Annotated in this window: 17 protein-coding genes; 11 read left to right on the top strand and 6 right to left on the bottom strand. The window is 36.8% G+C overall.

Going from position 1 to position 17,205, the window contains the following annotated elements:
* The coding region (locus tag H7254_RS02360) for a hypothetical protein (protein WP_301931459.1) at positions 1 to 671 on the bottom strand (671 nt) is incomplete at its 3' end.
* Positions 672 to 807: 136 nt separating this feature from the next.
* Between H7254_RS02360 and H7254_RS02355 the strand changes: the two genes are divergently transcribed.
* The 5 genes from H7254_RS02355 (at position 808) to H7254_RS02335 (ending at position 6,600) form a co-directional block, all read left to right on the top strand.
* Positions 808 to 1,260 carry a low molecular weight protein-tyrosine-phosphatase gene (locus tag H7254_RS02355; protein ID WP_301931458.1) on the top strand — a complete coding sequence of 151 codons (453 nt, stop codon included), beginning with the start codon at positions 808 to 810 and terminating at the stop codon, positions 1,258 to 1,260.
* A gap of 176 nt (positions 1,261 to 1,436) precedes the next feature.
* On the top strand, positions 1,437 to 2,801 hold the full coding sequence (gene hisS, locus H7254_RS02350; RefSeq protein ID WP_301931457.1) for a histidine--tRNA ligase: 1,365 nt from the start codon (positions 1,437 to 1,439) through the stop codon (positions 2,799 to 2,801).
* Between the two features lie 45 nt (positions 2,802 to 2,846).
* Positions 2,847 to 4,532, top strand: a complete 1,686-nt coding sequence (locus H7254_RS02345; RefSeq protein ID WP_301931456.1) for a DUF4836 family protein — start codon at positions 2,847 to 2,849, stop codon at positions 4,530 to 4,532.
* A gap of 63 nt (positions 4,533 to 4,595) precedes the next feature.
* A complete protein-coding gene (locus H7254_RS02340; protein WP_301931455.1) occupies positions 4,596 to 5,237 on the top strand; it encodes an ATP-binding cassette domain-containing protein in 642 nt (213 codons plus the stop codon).
* A gap of 178 nt (positions 5,238 to 5,415) precedes the next feature.
* Complete coding sequence (locus tag H7254_RS02335) at positions 5,416 to 6,600, top strand: hypothetical protein (RefSeq protein ID WP_301931454.1); 1,185 nt, start codon at positions 5,416 to 5,418, stop codon at positions 6,598 to 6,600.
* Between the two features lie 17 nt (positions 6,601 to 6,617).
* Here the strand turns inward: H7254_RS02335 and H7254_RS02330 are convergent, their stop codons facing one another.
* Both H7254_RS02330 and H7254_RS02325 read right to left on the bottom strand, forming a co-directional pair.
* The gene (locus tag H7254_RS02330) at positions 6,618 to 7,448 is read right to left on the bottom strand and encodes a glycerophosphodiester phosphodiesterase family protein (RefSeq protein ID WP_301931453.1); all 831 of its coding nucleotides are present in this window, start codon (positions 7,446 to 7,448) and stop codon (positions 6,618 to 6,620) included.
* A 103-nt stretch (positions 7,449 to 7,551) separates the two neighbouring features.
* Positions 7,552 to 7,722 carry a hypothetical protein gene (locus H7254_RS02325; RefSeq protein WP_301931452.1) on the bottom strand — a complete coding sequence of 57 codons (171 nt, stop codon included), beginning with the start codon at positions 7,720 to 7,722 and terminating at the stop codon, positions 7,552 to 7,554.
* A 410-nt stretch (positions 7,723 to 8,132) separates the two neighbouring features.
* On the opposite strand from H7254_RS02325, the gene H7254_RS02320 reads away from it, so the two are divergent.
* The 6 genes from H7254_RS02320 (at position 8,133) to H7254_RS02295 (ending at position 14,131) form a co-directional block, all read left to right on the top strand.
* On the top strand, positions 8,133 to 9,494 hold the full coding sequence (locus H7254_RS02320) for a hypothetical protein (RefSeq protein ID WP_301931451.1): 1,362 nt from the start codon (positions 8,133 to 8,135) through the stop codon (positions 9,492 to 9,494).
* A gap of 522 nt (positions 9,495 to 10,016) precedes the next feature.
* Positions 10,017 to 10,910: a sugar phosphate isomerase/epimerase gene (locus H7254_RS02315; RefSeq protein ID WP_301931450.1), complete on the top strand. Its 894-nt coding sequence runs from the start codon at positions 10,017 to 10,019 to the stop codon at positions 10,908 to 10,910.
* Between the two features lie 687 nt (positions 10,911 to 11,597).
* Positions 11,598 to 11,978, top strand: a complete 381-nt coding sequence (locus tag H7254_RS02310; protein WP_301931449.1) for a DUF4174 domain-containing protein — start codon at positions 11,598 to 11,600, stop codon at positions 11,976 to 11,978.
* Positions 11,979 to 11,986: 8 nt separating this feature from the next.
* The gene (locus tag H7254_RS02305; protein ID WP_301931448.1) at positions 11,987 to 12,193 is read left to right on the top strand and encodes a hypothetical protein; all 207 of its coding nucleotides are present in this window, start codon (positions 11,987 to 11,989) and stop codon (positions 12,191 to 12,193) included.
* A 441-nt stretch (positions 12,194 to 12,634) separates the two neighbouring features.
* Complete coding sequence (locus H7254_RS02300) at positions 12,635 to 12,994, top strand: hypothetical protein (protein ID WP_301931447.1); 360 nt, start codon at positions 12,635 to 12,637, stop codon at positions 12,992 to 12,994.
* A 6-nt stretch (positions 12,995 to 13,000) separates the two neighbouring features.
* Positions 13,001 to 14,131, top strand: coding sequence for a pyridoxal-dependent decarboxylase (locus tag H7254_RS02295; protein ID WP_301931446.1), 1,131 nt, complete (start codon positions 13,001 to 13,003; stop codon positions 14,129 to 14,131).
* 529 nt (positions 14,132 to 14,660) lie between these two features.
* Here the strand turns inward: H7254_RS02295 and H7254_RS02290 are convergent.
* From H7254_RS02290 to H7254_RS02280, 3 genes are all read right to left on the bottom strand, one after another.
* Complete coding sequence (locus H7254_RS02290) at positions 14,661 to 15,494, bottom strand: DUF5694 domain-containing protein (protein ID WP_301931445.1); 834 nt, start codon at positions 15,492 to 15,494, stop codon at positions 14,661 to 14,663.
* 231 nt (positions 15,495 to 15,725) lie between these two features.
* Entirely contained in the window at positions 15,726 to 16,802 is a 1,077-nt protein-coding gene (locus H7254_RS02285; protein ID WP_301931444.1) for an ATP-binding protein, read from the bottom strand.
* A gap of 184 nt (positions 16,803 to 16,986) precedes the next feature.
* Positions 16,987 to 17,205 (bottom strand): group II intron maturase-specific domain-containing protein (locus tag H7254_RS02280; RefSeq protein WP_301931443.1); only part of this gene is annotated, 219 nt, incomplete at its 5' end.

Raw genomic sequence — 17,205 nt, 5'->3', positions numbered from 1 at the left:
TTTACTACCTTGAACTGTTGTAATTTTCCATCAAACCCTACCACAAATTTTATATGTACACTTACCATTTCTCCCTCTTCCATTTCTGCAGGATTTACCAGGTTTCTTTCTAAAAATTTTCTTAATGCCTGGATACCACCAGGGTAATCAGGTTCTATTTCCGGATCATCCATTGCTATTGATTTATCAACCAAAACGACTGTTGACGCTAGCACCTGGCCGCCACCTGTTTCAACACCAGCTGGTATACCAATAATTCCGGAATCTTCATCTTTACCACCCACCATATTGATGCTGCCCGTCAATTGAGTTGGCTTAATTTCAAGTAATGTATCCGCCCTGGATTTACTGTCCACTATCAGTGGCGTGGTCAATTTACTTTGAAGAGCTTTTTGTGCTTTTGCAGTTTTTAGTATTTCTTTTTTGGCATCGGCGATTGTTGGCTTTGGCAATCTGCGCATCACGTAATCTCCTACCGGAATAACAATCACTTTTCTTGCAGGAATAAAGGTAAAGGCTGATAAAAAGGTTACTGCGCCAATAGTGATACCCAATGATTTTATAAGCCGGTGATTATAAAACTTACGCAGGGTATATGCACCATACAATTTATTTCTTTTTTCAAAAACGATGTCTAAAACATCGCTGTTCATAATTGATTCGCTGTTCATTGTTGTTGGTTTTGATGTAGTTAAAAAAAATCAAAACCGGCGCCGTTTATATTAAGATGCGTCCTGCCATCAATTCCATAATACCATCAGCAATCACTGCAAGGGCAATATAAAAATCAACCACCTATATTTGCGCATGACAATTTTAATGGTGTGCCTAGGTAATATTTGCCGCAGTCCATTGGCGGAAGGAATTTTATTACAAAAAATTAAAATGGCAGGTTTAAATTGGCAGGTTGACAGTGCCGGCACTAACGGCTTTCATGTTCATGAAGCACCACATTATCTTTCGCAAAGCGTGGCAAAGAAAAAAGGAATCGATATCAGCAACCAGTTATGCCGCCGTTTTGTACCGGAAGATTTTGATCGCTTTGATAAAATCTATGCAATGGCCGGGGATGTACTGGATGAAATGAAACAGATCAGCGGAAAAAAATTTATCAGCCAAAAAGCAGAACTGCTATTAAATGTTGTGTACCCGGGAGAAAACCGGGACATCCCCGATCCATGGTATGGACCAGAAGCTGGCTATTACAAAGTATTTGAAATGATTGATGAAGCCTGTGAAATACTGATTAAACAATTATGATAGAAAAAAGCATGTATTCTTAAAATAATAAAGCAGGTGAAGGAGCTATAATTGCAGATAAATATTTAAAAAAGGCATCGCAATTAAACCCTTCACATAAACCCAACACTCAAAATCGCAACAGATATTTCAACTACATTTAACCTTCATAAAAATTATATAATTTTAACTCCATTATGGCTAAACCATCCATCCCGCAAGGCACCAGAGATTTTACAGCAGATACCGTGCGTAAACGCAATTATATTTTAACAACCATCAAAAATATTTTTGAAATCTATGGATTTGAACCATTGGAAACACCGGCCATGGAAAACCTGGATACGCTGATGGGCAAATATGGTGAAGAAGGAGATAAACTGATTTTTAAGATTCTCAACAATGGCATCAGTGACCCAAAAAATATTGAAAAATCGAAAGAGGGTTTTACAAAAATACTCGAAGGAAAAAGCAGCAGTGACCTTACAGAAAGGGCTTTAAAATATGATCTTACTATTCCATTTGCCCGACATGTTGCCATGAACCATGGACGGCTGACTTTTCCATACAGGCGTTACCAGGTACAGCCTGTGTGGCGTGCAGACAGGCCGCAAAAGGGCCGCTACCGCGAGTTTACACAATGTGATGCCGATGTGGTAGGCAGTACCGCTTTAATAAATGAAGTGGAATTGTGCAATATTTACAACGAAGTATTTAATAAACTCGGCTTGTGGGATTACGAATTAAAAATTAACAGCCGTAAAATTTTAACCGCCCTGGCAACCTTGTGCGGCGGTGCATCAAAACTAACTGACATTACTGTTGCGATTGACAAATTAAATAAGATAGGGTTAGAAAAAGTAAAGGAAGAATTGCTGCAAAGAGGGTTAAGTGAAAAGCAAATTGCCATCATCGAAAAATACCTCCTTATTACGGGAAACAATGAAGAAAAATTAGAACAGATTACAGCATTGATTGGCCATATTGAAACCGGAAAAAAAGGCATTGAAGAAATAGCATTCGTTTACAAACAGGCAGGCAATGTACATTTACAAATTGATTTTACGCTGGCAAGAGGATTGAACTATTATACCGGAATTATACTGGAAGCAACTGCACCGCCTGAAGTAAAAATGGGCAGTATTGGCGGCGGTGGCCGGTATGATGACCTGACAGGATTATTTGATGTACCTGGTATTGCAGGTGTAGGCATTAGCTTTGGTGTTGACAGGATATATGATGTGCTGGAAGAGCTACAATTGTTTCCGGCAGAAGTACACACTGGTACAAAAGCGATATTTTTTAATATGGGTGAAACGGAAAGTCTGTTTGCTTTTACCATTATGCAGCAATTGAGAAGCAAAGGTATTTCCTGCGAATTATACCATGAGTTTACAAAAATCAGTAAACAGTTTAGCTACGCAGAAAAGAAGAAAATACAGTATGCCGTGATTATTGGAAGTAAAGAAATAGAGCAAAAGTATTGCCTCGTAAAACACCTTTCCACTGGCTTGCAGGAAGTAGTAATTTTTGATCAGCTATTTTCTTACTTTAACAAATAAAAAAGGTTACTAATTATATATTTCGGCACTAATTAAAAAAACTATATGCAACCAATTTTTCGCAATCTGTTACTGGCATCCGTTATACTTTTGTTTGCGGCCTGCAGCCAGCCAAATACGCAGGGCAAATTGATTCCTAAAGAAGCGGCCTTTGTTATACAGGTAGATGGCAAAGCCTTGTCCTCCAAATTATCCTGGGATGAGATAAAACAAAACCCCATTTTTAAAGATGCGGCTACAGACAACGCTGTACCTGCTGCCATGAAAGTAATTTTAAAAAATCCCGACAGTGCAGGTATTGACACCAAGACTGATTTAATATTTTTTGCGCTAAAAGACAGCTCCGGCGCTTATGTTGCTTTTGAAGGAACAATAAAAAGTGAAGACCAGTTTAAAACATTTATAAAAACATTTGCAGCCAATGGTACAGAAAGTGAAGCCGATGGGGTAAAGTTTATCAGCAAGCCGCCATTTTGTGCAGGCTATACAAAAGACAGGTTTGTATATTTATTTGATGCTCCGCAAATGAGTACTATGGATGCATTGTCAAAAAGAATGCAACAGGATTCAATTGATATTGCACCCGCTAAAGCAAGGGATATTGCCGCAACCTGCAAAGCTGTTTTTGCTTTAAAGGAAAGCAACAGTTTGGCAAAAAATGATAAGTTTACAAACCTGCTGAAAGAAAGTGGCGATATCCATTTTTGGTTGAATACAGAAGAGCTGTCAAAAGACGCTTTATCAAACGCCATGCTGGCGATGGTTAACCTTGATAAATTATATAAGGGAAGCTTGATTACCGCTACTTTAAATTTTGATAATGGCAAAATAAATATTGCTGCAAAAAGTTATGTAGGCGATGATCTTGCAAAACTGTATAAAAAATATGGCGATGGAAAAGTGAGTGAGGATATGCTGAAACGTATGCCCGGCAAAGATATCATAGGCTTGATAGCCATTGCGTATCAACCAGAAGGCATCAGGCAGTTACTTAAAATGACCAATACTGATGGCTTTGTAAATATGGGACTTACCAATGCAGGTTTTACGATGGATGATTTTATTAAGGCCAACAAGGGCGATCTGGTAGTGGGCGTATCCGACCTTTCCATGAAAACAGATAGTGTGCACAATGAATTTTCTTATCTAAAAGAAAAACCCGTTTTCAATTTTGTTTTTGCTGCTTCTGTTGGTGATAAGGATGCTTTTAATAAACTGATAAACGCAGGTAAAAAAATGGGTGCAAAAGAAATGGGCGACAGCAGTAAAGCGCCGTTTGCCTATAGCTACAATGGTACTTATTTTACCATTGCCAATAATAAAGAAAATGCAGATAAATACCTGGCTGGCACCAATACCAATGTAGATTTTATCAATAAAATAAGTGGCCAACCTTTTGGCGGATATCTTAACATTCATTTACTGTTAAAAGCTTTTGAAAAAGAAGCAGGCAAAGACAGCAGTACCAGTGCAGTATATGATGCATCTTTAAAATTATGGGATAACCTGTTGTTTAAAGGAGGTGATTTAAAAGATGGTGCCATTACACAAAGTGTAGAAATAAACATGGTTGATAAAACAACCAACAGCCTTAAACAACTAAATCAATACGCGGCTAAACTGGGGGAAATTTACAAAGTAAAAAGAGACAAGGAAAAAGCTGCAGAGATGGCTTATGATAATACCATCCCATCTGAAGATGTAGTTGCCAAACCTGTAAAAATTAAATAACTATTATTTATTACCTGCTGTCAATTCAACCACTGAATTGGCAGCTTTCTTATTATCATCAATATGCAAATTTTCCTGCAACAGGTTGTGCCCGATTTTTTTGAAATTGATAAAGCCACGGATTCACAATTGTGGAATCAAACCCTCTCTTTTTCTACCGGCGAAAATGTTCACATCGTAGCACCCAGCGGAAGTGGAAAAACATCCTTTATCCATTTTTTATACGGGCTTAGAAAAGATTACAGCGGCAAAATTTTATATGATAATAATGACATCAAAAGTTTTGATGCAGAAAAATTTTCCACCTGGCGGCAAAAAAGTATCAGCATCATTTTTCAGGACCTGCGGTTGTTTACACAGCAAACAGTTCTGCAAAATCTGGAGATAAAAAGATTGCTATCGCCTTATCACAAAGAGAGCAGGATAACGGACATGGCAAAACGACTGGGCATAGAAAGTAAACTTAGTAAACTTTGCAGCACCTGCAGCTATGGCGAGCAGCAACGCATCGCCATCATTCGTGCTTTACAACAGCCATTTGATTTTTTATTGCTGGATGAACCCTTTAGCCATCTGGACGAAAACAACCGGCAGAAAGCCATGGAATTAATGCAGGAAGAAGCAACTGAAAGAAAGGCCGCCATCATTTTAACCGACCTGAAAAAGATAGATTACTTTCAGGCCGAAAGAGTGTTGTACTTGTAAATTAGTTATGAGTTATAAGTTATGAGTTTTTTCAAAACCGTTTCAGACCTTGGTCTCGAAGAAATCATTAATTCTTAATTTTTTAATTAAAAGATGAGTTATAAGTTTTGACGAAATATGAATAAACCCCGACCAAAAAAAACTTATCACTCATAACTTATAATTCATAACTAAAAAAATGAACCTTTCTTACAAAAATATAGCCCCTTTTCTTGCTGCCGGTCAAAATAAAATTAGCCGCTGGCTGAGTTATATCGGGTTGGGAGTGGGCGTATTGTTATTGTTAAGTGCAGTGCAAATGTATAGTAACATCAATCATTTAATAAGGGATAAAAATACCCGTAAAAGTGGAACTGATTTTATTTCTATTACCAAAACCATCACCAACGACAATATCGGTAAAGACAACCGCTTTACCGATCTGGATGTACAAAATTTACAGGCACAACCATTTATAGAAGGTGCTGCACCATTAAAGGCCAATGCATTTAAAGTAACCGCCGGTGCCGGTGCTATAATACCGTTTACCACCGATATTTTTGTAGAAGCATTGAACAGTAATTTTATTGATACGGTACCCGAAAGTTTTAAATGGAAAGAGGGAGATGAATTTGTACCCATTATTTTTGCCAGTGATTTTTTAGAGATGTACAATGTATTTTCACCCAGTTGGGATCTGCCCCAGATGTCGGAAAAAACAGCCTCCGCAGTGCAGATATTTTTACAATGCCATGGCCGCAATGGCGGGCGGCAATTCAAGGCAAGGATCGTTGCCTTCAGTGACCGGATCAACAGCATACTGGTTCCTGAAAATTTTTTAGCCCAGCAAAATCAGGTATTGGAAGGTGTACAAAATGTTCCTGCGTCCAGGGTATTTTTAAAAACAAAAGATGCCAACAACCCACAGCTGCTGAATTACCTGGCAGAAAAAGATTATCATGTAAATAAAGATAAAACCAAGTTTGGCAGGGTGAAAGGAGTGCTGCAGGCCATTGTAAGCGGACTGGCAGGTTTTGGTGTATTGGTTATTTTACTGGCGCTGGTATTGTTTTCTTTTTATTTACAATTGATGATTGCCAGAAGTAAAGATAACCTGCAACTATTGCTAACACTGGGTTATAGCCCAGGCTGGCTGAGTAAAACGGTGGCTAAAAAATGGATACCGGTGTACATCATCATCATCATATCGGCAGTAGCAGCAACCCAGTTATTGCACCTGGCCTTTCAGCATTTTGTAATGCCCGCCCGGGAAGAACTGTCTTTTTTTATAGACTGGACGGTATTGATAATTGCCATTTTGTTACTGGCTTTATCTGTGGCCATTAATTACCGGCTGGTAAAAAAATCGCTGATTAAATTGTAGGTATTATAAAAACTAAATTACCTCAGTCCCTTTTTTATTAAAAACTCAATCAACGCTTTGGGATGATCTGTTTGTAATCCGGCCAGGCCAAGTGCCAGCGCTATATTCCATTGAGCAGGCCCTTCATCCTTCGATTGAATATCTGCCCAAATGGGTACCTTCTTTTCTTTGGCCGCTAACACCGTTTCGGGGTTATATTCTGTGTAATCTCCATCCAGTATATCAATGTCAAATGTATTAAGCACCTGCAACATTTCAGCCCTCGTCTTTACTGCTCTTGGCAGGCTGATCATTAAAGGCATATTGGGAGCAATTCTTCCCCATTCTTCAAACTGGTGAGGTTCATTAATGTACACCACCACATTATTTTCCATGCCCGCATCAATGATTTGTTTATTTGCCTCTGCCACAGAAGCCTCTTTAAAATCAAGATAAATATTTATTTTTCCCTTGCACAATTGCAGCACTTCTTTAAACGTGGGTATGATGTGCAGACCCCACTCCAGGTGAAGTGGTTCCCGTACTTTTATCCGGCGCAGCGAATCAAATGTAAAGCTGCTTAATTCACCTTGCTGTCCGGTCATGTGTTCGATGGTTGAATTGTGCATGATCACTAATTGACCGTCTTTGGTGGTGCGCAGGTCTATCTCCACAAAGTCGGCTCCGTCATCAATTGTATTTTGGTAAGCGGCCAATGTATTTTCCGGCGCATGTGTATGATCGCCGCGATGAGCAATTACAATGGTTTTGTGTTTTGTAAATGGAAGTAGAGTTGTTTGTGCAAAAGCGCCAAAAGAAAATAATAAAATAATTGTGGCGGTATAAATAAAGGATTGATTGATCGGCATGCTGCATTTTTTGTGGACTAAAAATAGCTAAAAGCTTTTACAAACATCCTGCGTGGCCGTTATGTTTTTGTTATAGCATTTCGGCAATATGCAATCACCACAATCATTTTACAATTTTATCAATTTCGTCGTCTGCGTTTTCTTCTTTCGGTTTGGTAAAATCATTGTTCATCTGGTCTTCAAAAACCTTTTCATCTTTGTTGTTGCGTACCACCAAAAAAACGATTAGTGCAATAGCAGCTATTCCAACAATAATTAAAACTGGCCAGTTCATATCATCAAGATTTAAATAAAGTTAATTCTATTTTTAGGCAGGCTAATATTAAGTAATTATTACGGATTAACTCTTGTTTGCGGGTGAGCAGTGTTATGTAATCCTAAATGCCCGGGACGGGGTTATACCCTAAACAATTAGGAACTTTTATTACAGCTGTTGAGGGCATAGATGTTGACTTTATTTTTGTGAACCGTTAGAAACAAAATTCAATAACTACCTGCAATGTTTGGAAGAAGTGAATAAATTCATTATTTTGATTTGGTAATTGTTTTGCCACACTTGTATAATGCAAAAAACGATCAAAAGCAATCTTAATATTCAATCCTTTGCGTAAGAAGGGAGGTGCGTTTAATTACGGAAATAAAACCGTTGATGGCAATTAAGATAACCATCATTAAACTTCAAACATGACAAGAATAACTTTGACTTATTTATTTCTACTATTTTCTTTTGAATCCTTTGAACAGACATCTAACCGTTTGCCTATTACGAATGATTCTCTAACAAAGCAAATTAAAAGTATTAATAGCGATGAAAAAATCAATGCAGATTCAACTTGGAGTATATTATCTTTTTGGAATAGATATCCTGAAATCAGGGATACCAAAAGATATTATCTATTTCTTTATAAAGACTCCATATTCGGAACTATACCTTTAAAAATATATATTCCTGAAAACTATCAAAACAATGTTCCATCACCTGCTGTCCTACTGTTGCATGGAGCTGTTGCTTTAAGCAGTTTTAAGGATGCGTATCGTGATACTACAACAGATGAAGACTTATTCTATAGGTATTTTGAAAAAAATAATTACATTATAATTCGACCATTTGCTGATAGCTACGGACCTAATGCAACTGGTAAAATAAATTTTGACTGGGGTATAAACCGCTTTAATGGTAGAAAGAATCGAAATAAAACTAATCCGACCTTTCAAACACTTAAGGATATTATTAGTCAGCTTAAGCAAGTGTTAAATATTGATGATAATAAAATATTTGCTTTAGGTCATTCAGATGGTGCTGACGGTGTTTTTGCACTTGAAGTTTACAAACCCTCCTATTTCGCTGGATTTATAGTTTATAATTCTATGCTCGATAACATTTTTAGTCATGATATATTTTTAAGAAATACTTTAAATCGCCCTTTATATTTAGTGCATTCGGATTTAGATAATTTGCGACCAATTCAGCAAACACGTCTACAAATGAAAGGTTTAGACTCTTTGAAAAGTCCTATTCTTTACAAAGAATACTATGGCTATCAGCACTATGATAAACATCTCCAACTGGACTTGCCCTTTGCTTATGAATGGATGAAAAATATCAGCAGGAATTGCTTTCAAAAAAATGTTACATGGGAGTTGAGTGACTCAACAAACAATACTTGCGATTGGTTGCGTGTATTGCAATTTGACACAACAATGAATGGAGCTCCATGGCATACAGAATTGAATACGGAAAGTTATAATAAGCTGAAAAAAGTACATTTTGACTTTCCTTATTACGATTTAAACAAAAGTGCCGCTGTGAAAGCTTCATATAATAATAACATCTTCGATCTACAAACATCACGCATAACAGAAATTGAATTACTGATTAGTCCCATAATGGTCAACCTTCAAAACCCTGTAATAATAAATGTAAATGGTAAAGAAGTATTTAATAAAAAGGTTACTGCCGACAAGGTGTTTCTTTTAAAAAGCTTTACTTCTTCGTTTGACAGAAAAGCACTTTGGGTAACATCCATTAAGGTAAAGACGAATTAACTGCTGCTAACATTTAGTCGTATAGCTGAAGCCTCTGAATTTAAAAAGACTACCAAGAAAACGCAAAAGCCCCACTCTGCTCCTATGGTCGGTATCTTCTCCGAACACAGCCTTTTGCATGCTCTATCAAAGTTAGCGTGGATAAAATTTACCGGAATTAAATACCTTGTAAATTTTAGTGAAGTACTCTTACAGGCGTCGTGATCGGTGAGGAACAACGAAAAAGGAAACAGCATGCAAGCGGTTTAATGGTGGAGGCTACTCTGCTCCTCCCATTGAGAAATCTGCTCTCATCTCATTGACAACTTCGCTGGACACAGGAGTTTTGCGTTAGTGGGCCGAACGAACAAAGTATTGTACATTTGTTTTTCTAGTCAGGTTTTTTGTTGTTGGCTGATCGGATTTTCCATGAATTCCCCACCCATCGCAAAGTAATGCCGTTGGCGGAAAGCTTAAATTAATTATCAGTTAAAAACTTTCTTTTATTAACTTTTTATAGAACAGTAAAAATCCTTTTTTAATATGGATCGAAGAAAATTTATCGAAAATACAGGAACACTATGCTTATCTGCATTGTTACCAATATCAACTTATTCAATGCCTGTAAAAAACAAATATAAATTGGGGCTCCAGCTCTTTTCCATTCACCAGGATATGACTAAGGATACAGTCTCCACCTTAAAGGCTGCAAAAGCAATGGGTTATGAAGATTTTGAAACATTTGGGTTTGATAGCGGGAAAGGAACTTATTATGGTTATAAAGCTATAGAATTTAAGAAAATACTTGAGGATTTACAGATCACTACCAATAGCGGGCATTATGAGTTTGCTTCCTATCTTACTAAATCTGATGATGATTTAAAACGTTTTGTAGAACAGTGTATAAAGGGAGCTCATGTATTGGACATGAAATATATAGTATGGCCCTGGATAGCTCCAGAACAGCGGACTTTGGATAATTTTAAACTAATGGCTAAAAGACTTAATGTTATTGGAGAACAAGTAACTGCATCGGGAATTGGATTTGCCTATCACAATCATGGTTTTGAATTTATAGACCAAGGCGGAGAAAATGGCTTTGATATTATATTAAAAGACACAGACCCTTCATTGGTTAAACTTCAGATGGATATGTATTGGGTGATGAATTCCTCTAAGCATACTCCTAAAGAGTTGATAAGTAAACAACCAGGGCGTTATGTGATGTGGCATTTAAAAGATATGGACAAAGTAACAAGAGATTATACCGAGTTAGGGAATGGTTCTATTGACTATATTAAAATACTTCCAAATCCGGTTGAGTCGGGACTCAAATACTATTATTTGGAGCAAGGGGGTAACTATGCAAATAGTCCAATGCAAAGTGCAGCTGATAATGCTACATATTTAAAAAAGCATCTTCAACAATATTTGTAATAAAAGCCAGCCACTGGTGTAGTAACTAAGATAAGCTTCACCCAAAGCTTTTCACAGAACCGCATGTGACTCGCTCAATTTGTACGTCTTCGTCCTGGCATCATTTTCTGCTCCCGTTGTAGGTTTCTTTCACCGAACACATCCTTTAGCATGCTCTTCCAAAGACAGCGTAGATAAAATTTACCGGAGAGAAGTATGTCGTAAATTTTAATGAAGCACTCTACCCGAAAGTCGTGTTCGGTGAAGACTTCCGCCACGGAAACCAAAGCAATTATAACGCTACGCTTTTTATTGCAGAAAATAAATTGCATACATAATAATCCGGTTAGGGGAAAATAGAGACTGGCAAAGATTTTTTTGATTGCGTACACTGGAGCGCTTCATTTTATGAAATACAATTTGTGAAACATTTTATATCATTTTATTATCAGGACTTGTAAATTACCTGGTGTGAGCATATTGGTTGCGAATAGTATACAACCTGGGGGTTTCGCTGATGATTGTATTTATGAATTAAGAGTAGAAAGCAGAACACTCCGCCGCAACAGAAGTTGAATACTTTACGGGGCTTTTACCGAAGCATAAACAGAAGTGAATATTGCCCATTACAACACCGGCAACTGAAGGAAGGAACGAACTTTTTTTTGTGTAATTTGTCTCATGTGTAATATTTAATCCTTTTTAATTATGAATCAAATGATATTTTTTAGTACAATGATTGTTTGCCTGTCAGGGATCGTTTCATCCGATACAGATAAACGCCAGCTGCTGCTTTTTACGCAGAACAAGGATACCGGACTGGCAGAAAAGCAACTTGCTATCTGGACGGAAGCACAGGCAGAAATGCAGGAGAGAGACCTTACAATTACTGTAATAGCTGGCAACGAGCTGTTGTATAAAAAATACAAAGTAGATTCACAAACGGATTTTACAGTAATACTATTAGGAAAAGACGGCATCGAAAAATTACGTACCCAAAACCTGCTAACTGCAAACAAACTATTTGCACTGATAGATGCAATGCCTATGAGAAGACAAGAAATGCGAAAAAAGGAAAAGAACCAATAGATTTTATCATGAATGTATCCAGTAAAAAACGTTGGCGCATACAAGCTGTAGCAGGGTTATTGCTTACAGGGTCAGGATTAAGTATGGCCATTGATGCCGGACTATCAAAAATGCAGGGAGGAAATTGGTTCTGGTATGGAACGATGGCGTTGATTGTTTTTCAGTCGGGCCTCTGCCTGGTTGTAGATTCGGTACGTTTTAAAAATAAAGCTTAATCTTTCGGTTGGTTTTCACTTCAGAGCAATTGCCTCTCACCGGGCCTCAAACGCACTTTTAATTTGCTGAATACTTTTTGTTTTCGACTTCGGTGTTCCTCACCGGCCACGGAAACATAAATTGACTAACGCCTATTTTTCTAATTTGATATCATTGATGAGGCCCCCAACCAAGGAAGCAAACCAGGGAAACCGCATTCAACAATCATCTGCAATGTTTGGAAAAACTGAATAAATTCATTATTTTAAATTGGGAATTGTTTTACCGCACTTCAGTACTGCAAAAAAGATCAAAAGCAATCTTAACATTAATCTTTTGCGTAAAAGGGAGGTGCGTTTAATTACGGAAATACAAACGTTTTGAGTAATGGTTTTGGCAACCCTACTACCGCTGAATTCCGTTAAATAACACCCACTTTTGACAAATAAAACATTATAAGCATGGACAAAACAAATCATCGTATTTCCCCAATAGAGATCAATAAAGGGGATTTCAGAGAAATTGGTTATCGTTTAATAGACACTATTTCTGATTTTTATGACGCTATTAATGAACGCCTTGTTACTACAGCCGAAACTCCAACGCAAATACAAACTGTTTTAGGAAATGCTTCTTTGCCCGACAATGGTACTTCCGTTGCAGAATTATTTTCTAAGACGACTGATTTATTACTCAACCATTCATTGCTCAATGGCCATCCAAAATTTTTTGGTTATATCACTTCGTCCCCAACTCAAATTGGCGCATTGGCAGATTTGTTAGCTTCGGCAGTTAATCCAAATGTGGGTGCAAATGTTTGAAGCCCGATGGCTACTGCTATTGAAAAGCAGACAGTAAAATGGCTGGCAGAATTCATCGGCGTTTCTCCTACCTATGGAGGAATATTAGTGAGTGGAGGAAATATGGCAAACCTGACAGGTTTCTTAGCTGCAAGAACTGCCAAAGCTCCAAAAAGCATGAAAGAAGATGGTTTAGCAAACGCTGCAGGTGAAATGGTATTCTATTGCTCAAAAGCAACACACACATGGATTGAGAAGGCTGCAGTTTTATTTGGACATGGCTCAAAAGCCATTCGATGGATACCCACAAATACTGATAATAAAATGAATACCACCGTTTTATTACAAACAATCAATGAGGATTTAAATAATGGAAAAAACCCTTTTCTGGTAATTGGAAATGCAGGAGATGTCAGCACGGGTGTAGTAGATAACCTTTCCGAAATAGCGATAATTTGCAAAGCACATAATTTATGGTTTCATATTGACGGTGCTTATGGAATACCTGCCGCAGTAATTCCGCAATACAAAAATTTATTTGATGGAATTAAGGAAGCTGATTCCATTGCGCTCGACCCACACAAATGGCTTTACGCGCCACTTGAAGCAGGTTGCATTTTAGTGAAAAACCCTCAACATCTGGTTGACACTTACAGCGCACATCCGGTTTATTACAACTTTGATAATGGCACTGACGAACCCACTCTTAATTATTACGAATATGGTTTTCAAAATTCAAGGGGCTTTCGGGCATTAAAAGTTTGGATGGCTTTGCAGCAAGTGGGAAAGAATGGTTATATAAAAATGATAAATGAAGACATCGAACTATCGCAACTTTTATTTGATGAAGCACAAAAACATGAGGAACTTGAAGCAGTAACACAAAACTTAAGCATCACCACATTGCGTTATGTTCCTTATAATTATGCACAAGACGAAAGGATGAATGAAACTTATTTGAATACATTGAATGAAAAATTATTAAATGAATTACAACGGGGAGGTGAAGTGTTTTTATCCAATGCTGTTGTTGCAGAAAAATATTGTTTAAGAGCTTGCATCGTAAATTTCCGGACTTCAAAAAAAGACATTCAGGAAGTGGTTGAAATAATAGTGCGTGAAGGGCGAAAAACTTATGAAAAACTTGAGATTAAATGACAACTTTTCATATAAGCTTTCACACCACACAGTCAAAATAAAATATTAATACCGAAGTTGTCTTATCCTGAAATAGCTTGTCAGAAAACTATTCAGAATGGCAGAAAAAAATCGAAAAAAATAAAAGTTAGTCCGAAAAATAATGGATGCTGGCAAAAGATTTAGCTGAATACGAACGCAGCATCCCTTCATTTTATGAAATACAATTGTGAAGATATTTTATGACATTTTATTATCTGGACTTGTAATGACGATACAAAAAATAATGAAAAAAAGCAGCCTCATTCGTGCGATTAAATTGGGTAGGGAAAGGTATGCCAGGGCCACAGACAGATACTGTATTTTGCATCCTGCAGCAAAGCAAAACAGTATTTCAAAAGTAGCAGCGGCTCCCAATAAATGCTATAAAAACCCCTAAAGCCCGGTGTCGCTGAACAGCGTATAGCCAAAAAGCCCCGCAATAGTTTTTATAAGCGGGGCTTTTTTTGGGAAGCTTTCGGCTATTGTTCTTAATATTAGCAGAATTTTATTATAGTATGTCTTTTAACTCTACAACTTTGAAATTTCTGTCAATCTTTATAAATTCTTTAAGCATTGCAATATGGCTTGCCCCCAGTAAAACCACCACTCTTTTGTCTTTACTTTCTGTGATTTTTTGAATTAAAGAGTACATGTATAAGTTTCTCCTGTACCATTCTGAAACCAAATATGCACCAACGAAATTATCTTTTCCCCCTGCTGTATTAAATAACGTAATGTAACTTCCTAGATCGAAGTTTCTGCTTTCCTCTTTATTTAAATTAAGAAGTAGTTGTGTTAAGGATAATTTAACTCTATCCTGGTTTTCTTTCATTTCATAAGCTTTTAAAGTACCTTCAATTTCTTTTTTAAGGTTCGATTGATTTGCTTTATCAATCGCAAGCATTAAACTGTCAAAGGGAAAATTAGCTTGCCTGTAGTCTATCCCATAGACCGTAAGCAGCTTGCTCTTATTTGCCGCTCTAAATGCTAATTGGAACATTTCATTTTGCTGATAGAATGAGTTCCTGGGATATCTTTCCTCTATATAATTAAAGTATTTATTATCAATATATAAATTATACAATGTGTCTAATCTAGCTTGTTTATTGTACTCCCATTCAACAAATATTTTATCAGGTTTATAGGTGCTTATTTTATTTGCTATAACCTCAAGCTCGTTTTGAGATTTTTTATTCATTATGTCAAAATTCTTTACCTGAGCGATATCTGCGCCTGGATTATTGAAGTGAAAAGTACCGATAAGAAGGATCTCTTTCTTAGTGCTTTGAGCATGCAAATACACTGATAGAGTCATGAATAAAAAGAAAATAATATTTTTCATATTTTGAAATTCTAAATTTCTGGTAACGAACAGGGCGATGTTGGGGGATTTGAAAATCGCCCGCCCGGTACCGCTGCCGATTGAAAACAAAAGTACAAGATAACCTACAAATGTTCACCTGATGTTTGTCCTGCCCAAACAACTGTTGTCAAGTTGCAGCCGATGTTCCAATGTCCCGCCCTAACTTTTGGCAAGGCATTGTAAGCTGCAGCCCTTTGTCCACCGATGTTTCTATGCTGTCTTTAAGTAAACCTGAAAATCCGTTCCTTTATTTAACTGACTTTCCACCAAAACCTTCCCTCCTGCATTACGAACAATTTCTTTCACTAAATATAATCCGATCCCTGAACCTTCAATGGCGTTTTCTAATCTATAATACTTTGAAAATATTGCTTCCAATTTACTTTCATCAATCCCTATACCATTATCTTTTACTGATATGACTGTAAAGTCACCTTCCTTACTGGTAGTAACAATAATTTTAGGCTGTCGTTCTGCGGACTTAAATTTTATGGCATTGTTAATCAGGTTATAAACAATTGTCCTTAATTTTCTTCGGGAAAAGGTTATTTCAGAGATGTTAATTTCACTTATGATTATTGCATTTGCGGCAATAATATTATCATTGAGGGTAAGCCGTACATCTTCTAATATATGTTCAAAATTTAGAAGTTCTTCCTGGGCTTTATATTTATGTTCCTCCTTTCTTACTTCAGTTAATTCTTTAATGAGCTTATGCATTTTTGTTAATGCGCTGTCAACAATTTTTAAAAGTGATTGGAATTCCTTTTCATCATTTGGAGTTACATCTTTAAATAACTCTATTGCAAATACTAAATTGGCAAGTGGATTTTTTATATCATGAGAAATAGTATCTAATAAAATTTCATGGTCAGCTACCATTTTTTCTTGTTCCTTTAAATCATTTATCCGCATGGTTATTTCAACAAAAGTTATAATTACACCATCTGTTGTGTTTTGTTTCATTATCACATAGGGTATAATATTCATTTGGTACCAACGCAAGTCGGTAGTTTGAATTTCCTTTTCAAGGATTTTTTTGCTTTCAATAACGTGCTGAATATTGTCTAAAATAGTTGGGAAACGGAAGTTATCTTTTATATCAGCAATAGGTTTGCCAATATCATGGGCAGAGAGGCTAAACTGCTTCATAGCAGGAGGTGTAAATTTCTGTAATTTCAATTCTCCATCCACAAATAATTGTGGGATTATAGTATTACTAAAATAATTTTCCAATTCGTCATTGTGTTCTATAAGGTCTTTTATTTGTTGGTTTTTATCAGGCATTTTTTAATACTTTAAGTTAAATTTGAAAGTTATGCGGTTTTAAATAGGGTTGCATCTTACGGTCACGGCCTTTAGCGATGTGGTGGAATTTGAAATACGGGTCGAGTAGACCAAAGTATTTCAACTTCAGCCGCTCACAGATCCGTACGTGAAAGTCTCCCTTCATACGGCTCTTGTTATTCAGTCAATATACAATTCCCTTCTGCCAGTGAACAAACATCTGCGTATTTAATTGCATGGTGCTTTCGTATTTATTTACGATTGCTTTCTTACTTCTTAACCGGTACTTTTCCTCAATCCATCTTCGTATCAATCCATTCAGGTAAAGAAATACATTGCCCGCTACCCTTGGATTAAATCTACTGTAATAATTCAGCCAGCCCCGTATTTTAGGATTGAGTTT

It is taken from the genome of Ferruginibacter sp. (assembly GCF_014377975.1).
Classification (GTDB): Bacteria; Bacteroidota; Bacteroidia; order Chitinophagales; family Chitinophagaceae; genus Ferruginibacter.
The sequence above is the reverse complement of the archived record's forward strand: the minus strand, read 5'-3'. Positions and strand labels throughout refer to the sequence as shown.